This window comes from Bacillus sp. FSL W7-1034, assembly GCF_038593365.1.
GTDB lineage: Bacteria > Bacillota > Bacilli > Bacillales > Bacillaceae > Bacillus > Bacillus altitudinis.
In genome coordinates this window covers 92786-110764 of record NZ_CP151989.1, presented here as the reverse complement: position 1 = coordinate 110764, position 17979 = coordinate 92786, and the positions used below count along the sequence as shown (strand labels likewise).

Annotated in this window: 5 protein-coding genes, 9 tRNA genes and 6 rRNA genes; all 20 read right to left on the bottom strand. The window is 47.7% G+C overall.

Going from position 1 to position 17979, the window contains the following annotated elements:
- Window positions 1-1380: a DNA repair protein RadA gene (gene radA, locus NST73_RS00590; RefSeq protein WP_017359160.1), complete on the bottom strand. Its 1380-nt coding sequence runs from the start codon at window positions 1378-1380 to the stop codon at window positions 1-3.
- 93 nt (window positions 1381-1473) lie between these two features.
- Window positions 1474-3909 (bottom strand): ATP-dependent protease ATP-binding subunit ClpC, encoded by a 2436-nt coding sequence (gene clpC / locus NST73_RS00585; protein ID WP_007496263.1) that lies wholly within the window; start codon window positions 3907-3909, stop codon window positions 1474-1476.
- On the bottom strand, window positions 3906-4997 hold the full coding sequence (locus tag NST73_RS00580; RefSeq protein WP_008345444.1) for a protein arginine kinase: 1092 nt from the start codon (window positions 4995-4997) through the stop codon (window positions 3906-3908). Before NST73_RS00580 ends, clpC begins: the two co-directional genes overlap by 4 nt.
- Before the next feature lie 4 nt (window positions 4998-5001).
- Window positions 5002-5559 (bottom strand): UvrB/UvrC motif-containing protein, encoded by a 558-nt coding sequence (locus tag NST73_RS00575; protein ID WP_007496258.1) that lies wholly within the window; start codon window positions 5557-5559, stop codon window positions 5002-5004.
- A gap of 14 nt (window positions 5560-5573) precedes the next feature.
- Window positions 5574-6038, bottom strand: a complete 465-nt coding sequence (locus NST73_RS00570) for a CtsR family transcriptional regulator (protein WP_003217184.1) — start codon at window positions 6036-6038, stop codon at window positions 5574-5576.
- 177 nt (window positions 6039-6215) lie between these two features.
- Window positions 6216-6331, bottom strand: a 5S ribosomal RNA gene (gene rrf / locus NST73_RS00565).
- A gap of 61 nt (window positions 6332-6392) precedes the next feature.
- Window positions 6393-9323: ribosomal RNA gene (locus NST73_RS00560) — 23S ribosomal RNA — on the bottom strand.
- A gap of 182 nt (window positions 9324-9505) precedes the next feature.
- Window positions 9506-11054, bottom strand: a 16S ribosomal RNA gene (locus NST73_RS00555).
- Window positions 11055-11178: 124 nt separating this feature from the next.
- Window positions 11179-11254 (bottom strand) — tRNA-Ala (locus tag NST73_RS00550).
- Between the two features lie 8 nt (window positions 11255-11262).
- Window positions 11263-11339, bottom strand: a tRNA-Pro gene (locus NST73_RS00545).
- Between the two features lie 7 nt (window positions 11340-11346).
- Window positions 11347-11423, bottom strand: a tRNA-Arg gene (locus NST73_RS00540).
- An 11-nt stretch (window positions 11424-11434) separates the two neighbouring features.
- Window positions 11435-11520, bottom strand: a tRNA-Leu gene (locus NST73_RS00535).
- Window positions 11521-11532: 12 nt separating this feature from the next.
- A tRNA-Gly gene (locus NST73_RS00530) sits at window positions 11533-11604 on the bottom strand.
- A 30-nt stretch (window positions 11605-11634) separates the two neighbouring features.
- A tRNA-Leu gene (locus NST73_RS00525) sits at window positions 11635-11717 on the bottom strand.
- Window positions 11718-11724: 7 nt separating this feature from the next.
- Window positions 11725-11800, bottom strand: a tRNA-Lys gene (locus tag NST73_RS00520).
- Between the two features lie 37 nt (window positions 11801-11837).
- Window positions 11838-11913, bottom strand: a tRNA-Thr gene (locus tag NST73_RS00515).
- Between the two features lie 33 nt (window positions 11914-11946).
- Window positions 11947-12022, bottom strand: a tRNA-Val gene (locus NST73_RS00510).
- Between the two features lie 782 nt (window positions 12023-12804).
- Window positions 12805-12920, bottom strand: a 5S ribosomal RNA gene (rrf, locus tag NST73_RS00505).
- Between the two features lie 61 nt (window positions 12921-12981).
- Window positions 12982-15912 (bottom strand): 23S ribosomal RNA (locus tag NST73_RS00500).
- 182 nt (window positions 15913-16094) lie between these two features.
- Window positions 16095-17643 (bottom strand): 16S ribosomal RNA (locus tag NST73_RS00495).
- Together the 16S, 23S and 5S rRNA genes with 9 tRNA genes alongside form the textbook arrangement of a ribosomal RNA operon.
- Window positions 17644-17979: the final 336 nt, after the last annotated feature.

Sequence of the window (17979 nt, the reverse complement as noted above, 5' to 3'; positions counted from 1 at the left end):
CTATGATCCCCCTAGTGAAATACGAAGTGCCTCTGCTACATTTTCTACACCGACTAACTCAATCCCTCTCGGTTTTTTCCATCCATCTATATTCGCCTGAGGAATAAACATTCGCTTAAATCCTAGTTTAGCAGCTTCCTGCACACGCTGTTCAATTCTTGATACTCTTCTGACTTCTCCCGTCAGACCCACTTCTCCTATAAAGCAATCTGCTTGATGCGGCGCTGCATCTTTAAAGCTTGATGCAATACTGACGGCAATAGCCAAGTCAATCGCTGGTTCATCAAGTTTCACACCACCTGCGACCTTTAAATAGGCATCTTGGTTTTGCAGTAGCAGCCCTACCCGTTTTTCTAAAACGGCCATAAGCAATGACACTCGGTTATGATCAAGGCCAGTAGCCATTCTCCGTGGATTCCCAAAGCTCGTCGGTGAAATAAGTGCTTGTATCTCCACTAGAACAGGTCTTGTTCCTTCCATTGAGGCAACAACACACGATCCAGATACACCTGCTGACCGCTCTTCTAAGAAGATTTCTGATGGGTTTAATACCTCTGTGAGCCCTTCCTCTCTCATTTCAAAAATTCCTAATTCATTCGTTGAACCAAAACGGTTTTTCACTGCCCGTAAAATACGAAACGTATGATGGCGCTCCCCTTCAAAATAAAGAACTGTATCTACCATATGCTCTAAAAGGCGCGGCCCAGCAATCGAGCCCTCCTTCGTCACGTGACCAACGATAAAAATAGGAATACCATTCGTCTTGGCAATTTTCATCAGCTGGGCAGTGCATTCCCTCACCTGAGAAACAGATCCAGGAGCTGACGTGATATCGCTTTGATAAACGGTTTGAATTGAATCGACCACAACAAAAGCGGGTTTCATCTCTTGTATAGCAGACGTTATATACTCCATATCGGTTTCAGCCAAAACATGTAAAGAGGCACTTTCAATACCGAGACGGTCCGCCCTAAGCTTCGTTTGTTTGATTGATTCCTCACCAGATATGTATAACACATTCTGATTTTGATCTGATAGCTGTGCTGAAACTTGTAATAATAGTGTGGACTTCCCAATCCCAGGATCACCGCCAATAAGAACGAGTGAACCTTTGACAATTCCACTTCCTAATACTCGGTTAAATTCTTCTAAATTCGTTTTAATTCGGGGTTCTTCGGATGTTTCAATTGCAGATATAGGTGAAGGTTTTTGAATGGTTTGAACAGAATGATTAAACGCACTTCGACGATTTGCCGGCTCTTTACGAACGACCTCTTCTGTCATACTGTTCCAAGTGCCGCAGCCGGGACATTTCCCCATCCATTTGGCTGACTCATAACCGCACGATTGGCATATAAATTTTGATTTTGACTTAGCCATAGATTGAAGAATACAACTCCTTATACTGGTCAGAAAATAAGTAAAGGGAGGCATCCAACTTACTGGTATGCCTCACACTTTTTTCTTACTATATTAGTTCGTAGCAGCCGTTGCTTTTACGACAATTTCTCCATCTTCTACATCTAATACGATATGTTGGCCCTTTTCAATATTGCCTTTCAGCAATTCCTCAGAAAGTCGATCCTCGACGTGCTTTTGAATCGCTCTTCTTAACGGACGAGCACCATACTCAAGATCTACGCCTTCGTCGGCAATCTTGGCTTTTGCTGCTTCCGTCAATTCAATTGAAAGGTCCTGCTCTTTTAGTCGTTTTGTCAATTGATCAGACATGAGAGACACAATCTCTTTTAGATGTTTCTTTTCGAGTGAGTGGAAGACAATGATTTCATCAATACGGTTGATGAACTCTGGTCTAAACGCACGTTTCAGCTCACCCATTACTTTGCCTTTCATATCTTTGTAATTTTGACTTTCATCCTGCACGTTAAAGCCAACATATTTATTGCGCTTCAGCTCACTAGCTCCAACGTTTGAAGTCATAATCAAAATCGTATTTCTAAAGTCAACAGTACGACCTTTAGAATCAGTGAGACGACCATCTTCTAACACTTGAAGTAAGATGTTAAACACATCAGGGTGCGCCTTTTCAATCTCATCTAGAAGCACGACAGAATACGGCTTTCTTCTCACCTTTTCAGTCAGCTGACCACCCTCATCATAGCCCACATAGCCTGGAGGTGATCCAACAAGTCTTGAAGTCGAGTGTTTTTCCATGTACTCAGACATATCAATACGAATCATCGCTTCTTCATCACCGAAGATAGACTCGGCGAGTGCTCTTGCAAGCTCAGTCTTACCAACACCTGTTGGCCCTAAGAAAATAAAGGAGCCAATCGGACGTTTCGGATCTTTTAGTCCAGCACGGGCACGTCTTACAGCTTTTGCAACAGCAACAACTGCTTCATCCTGTCCAATGACGCGAGAGTGGAGCAATTGTTCCATGTTTAGAAGCTTATCTGTTTCTGTTTGAGCAATTTTTGAAACAGGTACTCCCGTCCAGCTAGAAACAACCATTGCGATATCATCCACAGAAACCTCTGAATTCTCTTGTCCCTGCTTTTCTTTCCAAGATTTCTTCGTCACTTCTACCTTTTCACGCAAACGTTGCTCCGTATCACGAAGAGAAGCGGCTTTTTCAAATTCTTGACTTTGAACAGCTGCATCCTTTTCCTTGCGTACTTCATCCAGCTTTTGCTCAAGTTCCTTTAGATTAGGCGGTGTTGTGAAAGAACGTAAGCGAACTTTTGAACCCGCCTCATCAATTAAGTCGATCGCCTTATCTGGAAGGAAACGATCGGAGATATAACGATCAGAAAGCTTTACCGCCGCCTCAATGGCTTCATCTGTAATAGACACACGGTGATGTGCTTCATAACGGTCTCTAAGCCCTCTTAAAATTTGAATACTTTCATCGACAGATGGCTGGTCCACTTGAATTGGCTGGAATCGACGTTCAAGTGCAGCATCTTTTTCAATATATTTACGGTACTCATCTAACGTTGTTGCCCCGATACATTGAAGCTCACCACGTGCTAAAGATGGTTTTAGAATATTAGAGGCATCAATCGCACCCTCTGCTCCTCCTGCACCAATCAGTGTATGAAGCTCATCAATGAAGAGAATGATATTTCCAGCCTGACGGATTTCGTCCATGACTTTTTTCAAACGATCCTCGAATTCACCACGATATTTCGTTCCCGCTACAACGGTTCCCATATCAAGTGTCATGACTCGTTTATCACGCAGAATTTCAGGCACTTCGTTGTGAATAATTTGCTGTGCGAGGCCTTCTGCGATCGCTGTTTTACCAACACCAGGCTCCCCAATCAAGACAGGGTTATTCTTTGTTCTTCTACTTAGGACCTCAATGACACGCTGAATTTCTTTGCTGCGGCCAATCACAGGGTCCAAGCTGTCCTCTTTCGCAATAGCCGTTAAGTCTCTTGCCAAGCTATCTAAAGTTGGTGTATTGGCATTGCTATTAGATCCTGCCGCAGATGCACCCGTTTCATTGCTGCCTAGAAGCTGCAATACTTGCTGGCGTGCTTTATTTAAGCTCACTCCGAGGTTATTTAAGACACGGGCAGCTACACCCTCTCCCTCACGAATAAGACCTAAAAGAATATGTTCTGTCCCTACATAGGAATGACCAAGCTTTCTCGCTTCATCCATAGAAAGCTCCGTAACCTTCTTCGCTCTAGGTGTGTAATGAGGAATAGCTTGAGACACCTCTTGCCCTCTTCCAATCAAGCTCTCGACTTCTTTTTGGATTTTATCTGAAACAAGGCCCAGTGCTTCTAATGCTTTTGCGGCGATGCCCTCACCTTCACGTACAAGACCAAGTAAAATATGCTCTGTACCGATGTTCTTATGGCCTAGGCGAATGGCTTCTTCTTGTGCAAGTGCTAATACCTTTTGAGCTCTTTCAGTGAATCTTCCAAACATCATATCGTTTCATCCTCCTGTCCATTCCTATGCATTTCTAAGCGCAGCCTTTCTCTGATAATTGCTGCTCGTTTTATATCTCTTTCATTTGGTTCCAAGGCTCCTCCTGAATATTGCTGAAGGAAGCCAGGCTGTGTCAAAATCATGAGTTCATTCAGTATATTACTTGAAAGCCCCTTAATGATACCTAAATCAATTCCAAGTCGCACATCTGACAAACACTTAGCCGTTTCCTTAGATTCAATCATGCGACAATTAGCCAAAATCCCCAAGGAACGGTACACTCTGTCTTCAAGTTCAATTTTAGACGTCTGATATAATGCCTTACGTGCAGATCGCTCTTGTTCAATGAGCTGCGCCGTCACACTATTCAAGTCATCTACAATATCTTCTTCTGATTGACCCAGTGTCATTTGATTTGAAATTTGAAAGATGTTCCCTATTGCTTCGCTACCCTCACCATAAATTCCTCTGACCACAAGACCTAATTGATTAATTGCAGGAATAATGCGATTCATTTGTCTTGTCAGGGCTAATGCTGGTAAGTGCATCATGACTGAAGCCCTAATACCTGTACCTACATTGGTCGGACAGCTCGTTAAGTATCCTCGCTTTTCAGAAAATGCATAATCCACTTGCTCTTCAATCCAGTCATCTATTTGGTTAGCTGCTTTTAGTGCATTAGCCAGCTGAAATCCTGGGAACAAGCATTGAATACGAATATGGTCTTCCTCATTCAGCATGACACTGATTTCTTCATTTTCTGAAAGCAAACAGCCGCCAAATCTTGATTCTGCTAAATTGGGGCTAATCAAGTGCTTTTCAACAAGTACCCTTTTAGCCAAAGGCTGCGTGTCATTCATTCGAATCAGAACAAAGTTTCCAATGTCCTTCACTTCCTGGCTCGCAAACTTTTGCTCGAATTGCTGAAGAACAGCTTCAGCCTCCTCTTGAGAAAACTGAGTTGGGAAACGAACATGCTCTAGATTGCGTGCCAGCCGAATACGACTGCTTAGAACAATGTCACTTTCTGGTCCTTTCTGTTTCATCCATTGACTTAATGCGTCTTGAATAAAATGCTGGAGCGACATGTCGTTAATCTCCCTCCCTCTGCTGAGATTGCTCATGCTCTAACGCACGAATTTGATCTCGAACTTCCGCTGCTTTTTCAAACTCTTCCTGTTCAATCAGCTGCTTCAGTTCTTGCTGCATTAACTCAAGTTTCCGGCGAACATGCAGACTGCCGGCAATCCGTTTAGGGACTTTTCCATTATGGACTGTATTTCCACTATGGACTTTCCTTAAAACAGGATTTAAATACTGATCAAAGGTTCGATAACATTCTGCACAGCCAAAACGGCCTGTTTTCCTGAATTGCTGAAAAGTTAAGCCACACTTAGGACATTGATCCACTTCTCTTGCCTCTTGAAAAATAGATGATCCTTTATTCGCACTTGTGGTAAAGCTAGGATCAATATTCAATAAGCCTGATAATAAGTTGTGAATCGAGAAACCTTGGTTTCCACTCATAGCATATGAATCACTGTTTTCTTTTGCACATTGTTCACATATGTGCATTTCTTGTTTTTCTCCATTTATTACTTTCGTAAAGTGAAAAGTGGCTGGTCTCTCATTGCATTCTTGACAAATCAATCTTTTCACCCGCTTTACTTTAATTTCAAAGCATTCAACATCGCTTTCATCATCCGAGCCCGCAGTTCATCTCGTTCAGGTAAATCAATGTGTAAAACAGAACGGTCCATGACACTAATCATCATCTTTGCTTCTCTTTCGGATAAAATGTTGTTCTCAACAAGACGCATAATGATATGATCAGATGCAGCCTGTGATAAACGATGATATATTTGGGAAATAATGTTGTTCAATAAATCGACTTCATCATTCATTTTGACTTTAATGATTCGGATATAGCCACCGCCGCCACGCTTACTTTCGACGATATAACCTCTTTCGCTCGTAAAGCGTGTATTGATAACATAGTTAATTTGTGAAGGTACGCATTGAAACTTATCTGCAATTTCATTGCGTTTAATTTCTAATATTTCTCGACCATTCTGATCCAAGACTTCCTTCAAATACTGCTCGATGATATCAGAAATATTTTGTGCCACTCCGCCTCCTCCTCCATTGACTTTGACTATATTTGACTTTAATCTTACTATAAATTTTTTCGATCGATTTTTCAAGATAATCGCTCAACTAACAATATTATTTCCACATTTATCTGGTGCCAAACGTCCCAAAAACACAAAAAAGACCAGTTCCGATTGGAACTGATCCTTTGAAAAGCTTGGCGGCGTCCTACTCTCACAGGGGGAAACCCCCAACTACCATCGGCGCTGAAGAGCTTAACTTCCGTGTTCGGTATGGGAACGGGTGTGACCTCTTCGCTATCGCCACCAAACCTGATGGAGAGAATGTTCTCTCAAAACTAGATAACAATGTTCATTTTTCACATTAGAATATAGGTTAAGTCCTCGATCTATTAGTATCTGTCAGCTCCACGTGTCACCACGCTTCCACCTCAGACCTATCAACCTGATCATCTTTCAGGGATCTTACTTCCTTGCGGAATGGGAAATCTCATCTTGAGGGGGGCTTCATGCTTAGATGCTTTCAGCACTTATCCCGTCCGCACATAGCTACCCAGCGATGCCCTTGGCAGAACAACTGGTACACCAGCGGTGCGTCCATCCCGGTCCTCTCGTACTAAGGACAGCTCCTCTCAAATTTCCTGCGCCCGCGACGGATAGGGACCGAACTGTCTCACGACGTTCTGAACCCAGCTCGCGTACCGCTTTAATGGGCGAACAGCCCAACCCTTGGGACCGACTACAGCCCCAGGATGCGATGAGCCGACATCGAGGTGCCAAACCTCCCCGTCGATGTGGACTCTTGGGGGAGATAAGCCTGTTATCCCCGGGGTAGCTTTTATCCGTTGAGCGATGGCCCTTCCATGCGGAACCACCGGATCACTAAGCCCGACTTTCGTCCCTGCTCGACTTGTAGGTCTCGCAGTCAAGCTCCCTTGTGCCTTTACACTCTGCGAATGATTTCCAACCATTCTGAGGGAACCTTTGGGCGCCTCCGTTACATTTTAGGAGGCGACCGCCCCAGTCAAACTGCCCACCTGACACTGTCTCCCTGCCCGATAAGGGCAGCGGGTTAGAAGGTCAATACAGCCAGGGTAGTATCCCACCGATGCCTCCACCGAAGCTAGCGCTCCGGTTTCCAAGGCTCCTACCTATCCTGTACAAGCTGTACCAACATTCAATATCAGGCTGCAGTAAAGCTCCACGGGGTCTTTCCGTCCTGTCGCGGGTAACCTGCATCTTCACAGGTACTATAATTTCACCGAGTCTCTCGTTGAGACAGTGCCCAGATCGTTGCGCCTTTCGTGCGGGTCGGAACTTACCCGACAAGGAATTTCGCTACCTTAGGACCGTTATAGTTACGGCCGCCGTTTACTGGGGCTTCAATTCGCACCTTCGCTTACGCTAAGCGCTCCTCTTAACCTTCCAGCACCGGGCAGGCGTCAGCCCCTATACTTCGCCTTACGGCTTCGCAGAGACCTGTGTTTTTGCTAAACAGTCGCCTGGGCCTATTCACTGCGGCTTCTCGGGGCTTTAACACCCTAAGAAGCACCCCTTCTCCCGAAGTTACGGGGTCATTTTGCCGAGTTCCTTAACGAGAGTTCTCTCGATCACCTTAGGATTCTCTCCTCGCCTACCTGTGTCGGTTTGCGGTACGGGCACCTCTCACCTCGCTAGAGGCTTTTCTTGGCAGTGTGGAATCAGGAACTTCGCTACTAAATTTCGCTCGCCATCACAGCTCAGCCTTCACGGGAAACGGATTTGCCTATTTCCCAGCCTAACTGCTTGGACGCGGATATCCAATACCGCGCTTACCCTATCCTCCTGCGTCCCCCCATTGCTCAAATGGTGAGGAGGTGGTACAGGAATATCAACCTGTTGTCCATCGCCTACGCCTTTCGGCCTCGGCTTAGGTCCCGACTAACCCTGAGCGGACGAGCCTTCCTCAGGAAACCTTAGGCATTCGGTGGACGGGATTCTCACCCGTCTTTCGCTACTCATACCGGCATTCTCACTTCTAAGCGCTCCACCAGTCCTTCCGGTCTGACTTCACTGCACTTAGAACGCTCTCCTACCACTGTTCGTAAGAACAGTCCGCAGCTTCGGTGATACGTTTAGCCCCGGTACATTTTCGGCGCAGAGTCACTCGACCAGTGAGCTATTACGCACTCTTTAAATGGTGGCTGCTTCTAAGCCAACATCCTGGTTGTCTAAGCAACTCCACATCCTTTTCCACTTAACGTATACTTTGGGACCTTAGCTGGCGGTCTGGGCTGTTTCCCTTTCGACTACGGATCTTATCACTCGCAGTCTGACTCCCAAGGATAAGTCATCGGCATTCGGAGTTTGACTGAATTCGGTAACCCGGTAGGGGCCCCTAGTCCAATCAGTGCTCTACCTCCGAGACTCTTACCTTGAGGCTAGCCCTAAAGCTATTTCGGAGAGAACCAGCTATCTCCAGGTTCGATTGGCATTTCACCCCTACCCACACCTCATCCCCGCACTTTTCAACGTGCGTGGGTTCGGGCCTCCATTCAGTGTTACCTGAACTTCACCCTGGACATGGGTAGATCACCTGGTTTCGGGTCTACGACCACGTACTCATGCGCCCTATTCAGACTCGCTTTCGCTGCGGCTCCGCATCTTCTGCTTAACCTTGCACGGGATCGTAACTCGCCGGTTCATTCTACAAAAGGCACGCCATCACCCGTTAACGGGCTCTGACTACTTGTAGGCACACGGTTTCAGGATCTATTTCACTCCCCTTCCGGGGTGCTTTTCACCTTTCCCTCACGGTACTGGTTCACTATCGGTCACTAGGGAGTATTTAGCCTTGGGAGATGGTCCTCCCGGATTCCGACGGAATTTCACGTGTTCCGCCGTACTCAGGATCCACTCTGGAGAGAACAACATTTCAGTTACAGGGCTGTTACCTTCTTTGGCGGGCCTTTCCAGACCTCTTCGCTTATATCGTTCCTTTGTAACTCCGTATAGAGTGTCCTACAACCCCAAGAGGCAAGCCTCTTGGTTTGGGCTGTTCCCGTTTCGCTCGCCGCTACTCAGGGAATCGCATTTGCTTTCTCTTCCTCCGGGTACTTAGATGTTTCAGTTCCCCGGGTATGCCTTCTCATACTCTATGTATTCAAGTATGGATACTACTCCATTACGAGCAGTGGGTTTCCCCATTCGGAAATCTCCGGATCAAAGCTTGCTTACAGCTCCCCGAAGCATATCGGTGTTCGTCCCGTCCTTCATCGGCTCCTAGTGCCAAGGCATCCACCGTGCGCCCTTTCTAACTTAACCATTTCTTACTTTAGAAAGAATCACTATGTGTGATGAACTTTGCATTGCATTCAATGTGAATGTATTACTTATTGTTATCTAGTTTTCAAAGAACAATCCTGTCTCGCTAGAGACATGTTTGAAGGAATGATCCTTCAAAACTAAACAAGACGAAAAACGTACGCTGCTCCATATATCCTTAGAAAGGAGGTGATCCAGCCGCACCTTCCGATACGGCTACCTTGTTACGACTTCACCCCAATCATCTGCCCCACCTTCGGCGGCTGGCTCCATAAAGGTTACCTCACCGACTTCGGGTGTTGCAAACTCTCGTGGTGTGACGGGCGGTGTGTACAAGGCCCGGGAACGTATTCACCGCGGCATGCTGATCCGCGATTACTAGCGATTCCAGCTTCACGCAGTCGAGTTGCAGACTGCGATCCGAACTGAGAACAGATTTGTGGGATTGGCTAAACCTTGCGGTCTCGCAGCCCTTTGTTCTGTCCATTGTAGCACGTGTGTAGCCCAGGTCATAAGGGGCATGATGATTTGACGTCATCCCCACCTTCCTCCGGTTTGTCACCGGCAGTCACCTTAGAGTGCCCAACTAAATGCTGGCAACTAAGATCAAGGGTTGCGCTCGTTGCGGGACTTAACCCAACATCTCACGACACGAGCTGACGACAACCATGCACCACCTGTCACTCTGTCCCCGAAGGGAAAGCCCTATCTCTAGGGTTGTCAGAGGATGTCAAGACCTGGTAAGGTTCTTCGCGTTGCTTCGAATTAAACCACATGCTCCACCGCTTGTGCGGGCCCCCGTCAATTCCTTTGAGTTTCAGTCTTGCGACCGTACTCCCCAGGCGGAGTGCTTAATGCGTTAGCTGCAGCACTAAGGGGCGGAAACCCCCTAACACTTAGCACTCATCGTTTACGGCGTGGACTACCAGGGTATCTAATCCTGTTCGCTCCCCACGCTTTCGCTCCTCAGCGTCAGTTACAGACCAGAGAGTCGCCTTCGCCACTGGTGTTCCTCCACATCTCTACGCATTTCACCGCTACACGTGGAATTCCACTCTCCTCTTCTGCACTCAAGTTTCCCAGTTTCCAATGACCCTCCCCGGTTGAGCCGGGGGCTTTCACATCAGACTTAAGAAACCGCCTGCGAGCCCTTTACGCCCAATAATTCCGGACAACGCTTGCCACCTACGTATTACCGCGGCTGCTGGCACGTAGTTAGCCGTGGCTTTCTGGTTAGGTACCGTCAAGGTGCAAGCAGTTACTCTTGCACTTGTTCTTCCCTAACAACAGAGCTTTACGATCCGAAAACCTTCATCACTCACGCGGCGTTGCTCCGTCAGACTTTCGTCCATTGCGGAAGATTCCCTACTGCTGCCTCCCGTAGGAGTCTGGGCCGTGTCTCAGTCCCAGTGTGGCCGATCACCCTCTCAGGTCGGCTACGCATCGTCGCCTTGGTGAGCCGTTACCTCACCAACTAGCTAATGCGCCGCGGGTCCATCTGTAAGTGACAGCCGAAACCGTCTTTCATCCTTGAACCATGCGGTTCAAGGAACTATCCGGTATTAGCTCCGGTTTCCCGGAGTTATCCCAGTCTTACAGGCAGGTTACCCACGTGTTACTCACCCGTCCGCCGCTAACATCCGGGAGCAAGCTCCCTTCTGTCCGCTCGACTTGCATGTATTAGGCACGCCGCCAGCGTTCGTCCTGAGCCAGGATCAAACTCTCCGAAAAAGTACAAAACCGAAGTTTTGCTTTTCGCCAGTTTGACTGACTACCTATGATGTATCATAGGATTTTTTATAAAAACTCGAATTAACAGGTACGTTTTGTCTTGTTTAGTTTTCAAAGATCATATTGGTGGAGCCTAGCGGGATCGAACCGCTGACCTCCTGCGTGCAAGGCAGGCGCTCTCCCAGCTGAGCTAAGGCCCCATAAAAGATGGTCGGGAAGACAGGATTCGAACCTGCGACCCCTTGGTCCCAAACCAAGTGCTCTACCAAGCTGAGCTACTTCCCGATCTTAATGGCGCGCCCGAGAGGAGTCGAACCCCTAACCTTTTGATCCGTAGTCAAACGCTCTATCCAATTGAGCTACGGGCGCTTATTTTATAATGCCGAGGGCCGGACTTGAACCGGCACGGTAGTCACCTACCGCAGGATTTTAAGTCCTGTGTGTCTGCCAATTCCACCACCCCGGCGTGGATGGTATAAGCGGAAGACGGGATTCGAACCCGCGACCCCCACCTTGGCAAGGTGGTGTTCTACCACTGAACTACTTCCGCATTACAGGATTTCTTTATGTTGTTTGGCAATGCGGGTGAAGGGACTTGAACCCCCACGTCATAAAGACACTAGATCCTAAGTCTAGCGCGTCTGCCAATTCCGCCACACCCGCATGAAAATGGTGAGCCATGAAGGACTCGAACCTTCGACCCTCTGATTAAAAGTCAGATGCTCTACCAACTGAGCTAATGGCTCGCTTTTAAAGCGACTTGTCTATCTTACCATATGAAAGTGGTGCCGGCAAGAGGACTTGAACCCCCAACCTACTGATTACAAGTCAGTTGCTCTACCAGTTGAGCTACACCGGCTTTATCTATCCTAACATTATGTAAGAATAAATATGGTGGAGGATGACGGGCTCGAACCGCCGACCCTCTGCTTGTAAGGCAGATGCTCTCCCAGCTGAGCTAATCCTCCATATTATGTCGTTTCGAATGTCTCTCGATCTGACAAATAGTATTATATAACGATAAGATATTGTTTGTAAAGACTTTTTTAAAATAATTTTTGAATTTATTTTAAAGCTATTTTTTCACATCTTTTCGTTAAGGCACCTAAAGAAGTTTACCACTTGTCTCTTCATTTTAAAAGTCTTTTTTTCATTTTTTTTATGTTTTTTGTTAAAAAGGGCATTAATAGCGCTTTTTCAATGTAAAAACAGCTCTTTTAAAGCTGAAAAATGTTTGTTTTATTCCTTAAATCCTCAGATAACGTGCATATAGAAACGAATTTTTTTATTATTTTATTTTTCCGAGAAACCATTTTGTATATTTGCTTTATATTAAATTGATCCTGGTCATTTTCCAAAAATTCGTCTCAGTGTTCCCTTGCCTCATCAAACATTGTGGTGCTTAACTCAAATCTTCCTCCCCTCTCTCATTAGCAAACCAAGATGCCCTTTGCTCTCTTATGTAGGTTTCAATGATCTAGCAGCAAGCGCAGTTCGCTACATATGGTTGCCAGAGGAGAAGATCCTTTTTAGACATGTTTACTCTTTCGATGTTGACTCTTAGCAAGATGAGCGAGCGACGAGATTGGATGATAAGAATTTTATAGAATGTCTAGAATTCCAGTGAAGGGGATGAAATGAATGAGTTATTGAGAATGTAGTGAAAGACCACTATTTTTAATATAAATAGATATATCATTTATTAAAACACAAAAAAGACCAGTTCCGATTGGAACTGATCCTTTGAAAAGCTTGGCGGCGTCCTACTCTCACAGGGGGAAACCCCCAACTACCATCGGCGCTGAAGAGCTTAACTTCCGTGTTCGGTATGGGAACGGGTGTGACCTCTTCGCTATCGCCACCAAACCTGATGGAGAGAATGTTCTCTCAAAACTAGATAACAATGTTCATTTTTCACATTAGAATATAGGTTAAGTCCTCGATCTATTAGTATCTGTCAGCTCCACGTGTCACCACGCTTCCACCTCAGACCTATCAACCTGATCATCTTTCAGGGATCTTACTTCCTTGCGGAATGGGAAATCTCATCTTGAGGGGGGCTTCATGCTTAGATGCTTTCAGCACTTATCCCGTCCGCACATAGCTACCCAGCGATGCCCTTGGCAGAACAACTGGTACACCAGCGGTGCGTCCATCCCGGTCCTCTCGTACTAAGGACAGCTCCTCTCAAATTTCCTGCGCCCGCGACGGATAGGGACCGAACTGTCTCACGACGTTCTGAACCCAGCTCGCGTACCGCTTTAATGGGCGAACAGCCCAACCCTTGGGACCGACTACAGCCCCAGGATGCGATGAGCCGACATCGAGGTGCCAAACCTCCCCGTCGATGTGGACTCTTGGGGGAGATAAGCCTGTTATCCCCGGGGTAGCTTTTATCCGTTGAGCGATGGCCCTTCCATGCGGAACCACCGGATCACTAAGCCCGACTTTCGTCCCTGCTCGACTTGTAGGTCTCGCAGTCAAGCTCCCTTGTGCCTTTACACTCTGCGAATGATTTCCAACCATTCTGAGGGAACCTTTGGGCGCCTCCGTTACATTTTAGGAGGCGACCGCCCCAGTCAAACTGCCCACCTGACACTGTCTCCCTGCCCGATAAGGGCAGCGGGTTAGAAGGTCAATACAGCCAGGGTAGTATCCCACCGATGCCTCCACCGAAGCTAGCGCTCCGGTTTCCAAGGCTCCTACCTATCCTGTACAAGCTGTACCAACATTCAATATCAGGCTGCAGTAAAGCTCCACGGGGTCTTTCCGTCCTGTCGCGGGTAACCTGCATCTTCACAGGTACTATAATTTCACCGAGTCTCTCGTTGAGACAGTGCCCAGATCGTTGCGCCTTTCGTGCGGGTCGGAACTTACCCGACAAGGAATTTCGCTACCTTAGGACCGTTATAGTTACGGCCGCCGTTTACTGGGGCTTCAATTCGCACCTTCGCTTACGCTAAGCGCTCCTCTTAACCTTCCAGCACCGGGCAGGCGTCAGCCCCTATACTTCGCCTTACGGCTTCGCAGAGACCTGTGTTTTTGCTAAACAGTCGCCTGGGCCTATTCACTGCGGCTTCTCGGGGCTTTAACACCCTAAGAAGCACCCCTTCTCCCGAAGTTACGGGGTCATTTTGCCGAGTTCCTTAACGAGAGTTCTCTCGATCACCTTAGGATTCTCTCCTCGCCTACCTGTGTCGGTTTGCGGTACGGGCACCTCTCACCTCGCTAGAGGCTTTTCTTGGCAGTGTGGAATCAGGAACTTCGCTACTAAATTTCGCTCGCCATCACAGCTCAGCCTTCACGGGAAACGGATTTGCCTATTTCCCAGCCTAACTGCTTGGACGCGGATATCCAATACCGCGCTTACCCTATCCTCCTGCGTCCCCCCATTGCTCAAATGGTGAGGAGGTGGTACAGGAATATCAACCTGTTGTCCATCGCCTACGCCTTTCGGCCTCGGCTTAGGTCCCGACTAACCCTGAGCGGACGAGCCTTCCTCAGGAAACCTTAGGCATTCGGTGGACGGGATTCTCACCCGTCTTTCGCTACTCATACCGGCATTCTCACTTCTAAGCGCTCCACCAGTCCTTCCGGTCTGACTTCACTGCACTTAGAACGCTCTCCTACCACTGTTCGTAAGAACAGTCCGCAGCTTCGGTGATACGTTTAGCCCCGGTACATTTTCGGCGCAGAGTCACTCGACCAGTGAGCTATTACGCACTCTTTAAATGGTGGCTGCTTCTAAGCCAACATCCTGGTTGTCTAAGCAACTCCACATCCTTTTCCACTTAACGTATACTTTGGGACCTTAGCTGGCGGTCTGGGCTGTTTCCCTTTCGACTACGGATCTTATCACTCGCAGTCTGACTCCCAAGGATAAGTCATCGGCATTCGGAGTTTGACTGAATTCGGTAACCCGGTAGGGGCCCCTAGTCCAATCAGTGCTCTACCTCCGAGACTCTTACCTTGAGGCTAGCCCTAAAGCTATTTCGGAGAGAACCAGCTATCTCCAGGTTCGATTGGCATTTCACCCCTACCCACACCTCATCCCCGCACTTTTCAACGTGCGTGGGTTCGGGCCTCCATTCAGTGTTACCTGAACTTCACCCTGGACATGGGTAGATCACCTGGTTTCGGGTCTACGACCACGTACTCATGCGCCCTATTCAGACTCGCTTTCGCTGCGGCTCCGCATCTTCTGCTTAACCTTGCACGGGATCGTAACTCGCCGGTTCATTCTACAAAAGGCACGCCATCACCCGTTAACGGGCTCTGACTACTTGTAGGCACACGGTTTCAGGATCTATTTCACTCCCCTTCCGGGGTGCTTTTCACCTTTCCCTCACGGTACTGGTTCACTATCGGTCACTAGGGAGTATTTAGCCTTGGGAGATGGTCCTCCCGGATTCCGACGGAATTTCACGTGTTCCGCCGTACTCAGGATCCACTCTGGAGAGAACAACATTTCAGTTACAGGGCTGTTACCTTCTTTGGCGGGCCTTTCCAGACCTCTTCGCTTATATCGTTCCTTTGTAACTCCGTATAGAGTGTCCTACAACCCCAAGAGGCAAGCCTCTTGGTTTGGGCTGTTCCCGTTTCGCTCGCCGCTACTCAGGGAATCGCATTTGCTTTCTCTTCCTCCGGGTACTTAGATGTTTCAGTTCCCCGGGTATGCCTTCTCATACTCTATGTATTCAAGTATGGATACTACTCCATTACGAGCAGTGGGTTTCCCCATTCGGAAATCTCCGGATCAAAGCTTGCTTACAGCTCCCCGAAGCATATCGGTGTTCGTCCCGTCCTTCATCGGCTCCTAGTGCCAAGGCATCCACCGTGCGCCCTTTCTAACTTAACCATTTCTTACTTTAGAAAGAATCACTATGTGTGATGAACTTTGCATTGCATTCAATGTGAATGTATTACTTATTGTTATCTAGTTTTCAAAGAACAATCCTGTCTCGCTAGAGACATGTTTGAAGGAATGATCCTTCAAAACTAAACAAGACGAAAAACGTACGCTGCTCCATATATCCTTAGAAAGGAGGTGATCCAGCCGCACCTTCCGATACGGCTACCTTGTTACGACTTCACCCCAATCATCTGCCCCACCTTCGGCGGCTGGCTCCATAAAGGTTACCTCACCGACTTCGGGTGTTGCAAACTCTCGTGGTGTGACGGGCGGTGTGTACAAGGCCCGGGAACGTATTCACCGCGGCATGCTGATCCGCGATTACTAGCGATTCCAGCTTCACGCAGTCGAGTTGCAGACTGCGATCCGAACTGAGAACAGATTTGTGGGATTGGCTAAACCTTGCGGTCTCGCAGCCCTTTGTTCTGTCCATTGTAGCACGTGTGTAGCCCAGGTCATAAGGGGCATGATGATTTGACGTCATCCCCACCTTCCTCCGGTTTGTCACCGGCAGTCACCTTAGAGTGCCCAACTAAATGCTGGCAACTAAGATCAAGGGTTGCGCTCGTTGCGGGACTTAACCCAACATCTCACGACACGAGCTGACGACAACCATGCACCACCTGTCACTCTGTCCCCGAAGGGAAAGCCCTATCTCTAGGGTTGTCAGAGGATGTCAAGACCTGGTAAGGTTCTTCGCGTTGCTTCGAATTAAACCACATGCTCCACCGCTTGTGCGGGCCCCCGTCAATTCCTTTGAGTTTCAGTCTTGCGACCGTACTCCCCAGGCGGAGTGCTTAATGCGTTAGCTGCAGCACTAAGGGGCGGAAACCCCCTAACACTTAGCACTCATCGTTTACGGCGTGGACTACCAGGGTATCTAATCCTGTTCGCTCCCCACGCTTTCGCTCCTCAGCGTCAGTTACAGACCAGAGAGTCGCCTTCGCCACTGGTGTTCCTCCACATCTCTACGCATTTCACCGCTACACGTGGAATTCCACTCTCCTCTTCTGCACTCAAGTTTCCCAGTTTCCAATGACCCTCCCCGGTTGAGCCGGGGGCTTTCACATCAGACTTAAGAAACCGCCTGCGAGCCCTTTACGCCCAATAATTCCGGACAACGCTTGCCACCTACGTATTACCGCGGCTGCTGGCACGTAGTTAGCCGTGGCTTTCTGGTTAGGTACCGTCAAGGTGCAAGCAGTTACTCTTGCACTTGTTCTTCCCTAACAACAGAGCTTTACGATCCGAAAACCTTCATCACTCACGCGGCGTTGCTCCGTCAGACTTTCGTCCATTGCGGAAGATTCCCTACTGCTGCCTCCCGTAGGAGTCTGGGCCGTGTCTCAGTCCCAGTGTGGCCGATCACCCTCTCAGGTCGGCTACGCATCGTCGCCTTGGTGAGCCGTTACCTCACCAACTAGCTAATGCGCCGCGGGTCCATCTGTAAGTGACAGCCGAAACCGTCTTTCATCCTTGAACCATGCGGTTCAAGGAACTATCCGGTATTAGCTCCGGTTTCCCGGAGTTATCCCAGTCTTACAGGCAGGTTACCCACGTGTTACTCACCCGTCCGCCGCTAACATCCGGGAGCAAGCTCCCTTCTGTCCGCTCGACTTGCATGTATTAGGCACGCCGCCAGCGTTCGTCCTGAGCCAGGATCAAACTCTCCGAAAAAGTACAAAACCGAAGTTTTGTTTTTCGTCAGCGTTTGACTGACTACCTATGATGTATCATAGGATTTTTTATAAAAACTCGAATTAACAGGTACGTTTTGTCTTGTTTAGTTTTCAAAGATCATCTTCGTTATCGCTCGTAAGCGACTTTAATATCTTAACATTTCGCTTCGGTTGAAGTCAAGAACTTTTTTCATTTTCTTTTTTCAACCTCGTTGCTGTTTTGCGGCAACGAATAATAATATACCATCTGGATTCTTTTCTTGCAATAGTTTTTTTAAAAAAAGTTTCATTTTATGAAAAATAAAAAGCGCCACAGATCAAATGGCGCTTTTGT

Excerpts from the sequence above, each read along its gene's own strand:
- clpC (WP_007496263.1), bottom strand. The coding sequence starts at position 3,909 with ATGATGTTTGGAAGATTCACTGAAAGAGCTCAAAAGGTATTAGCACTT.
- radA (WP_017359160.1), bottom strand. The coding sequence starts at position 1,380 with ATGGCTAAGTCAAAATCAAAATTTATATGCCAATCGTGCGGTTATGAG.
- NST73_RS00580 (WP_008345444.1), bottom strand. The coding sequence starts at position 4,997 with ATGTCGCTCCAGCATTTTATTCAAGACGCATTAAGTCAATGGATGAAA.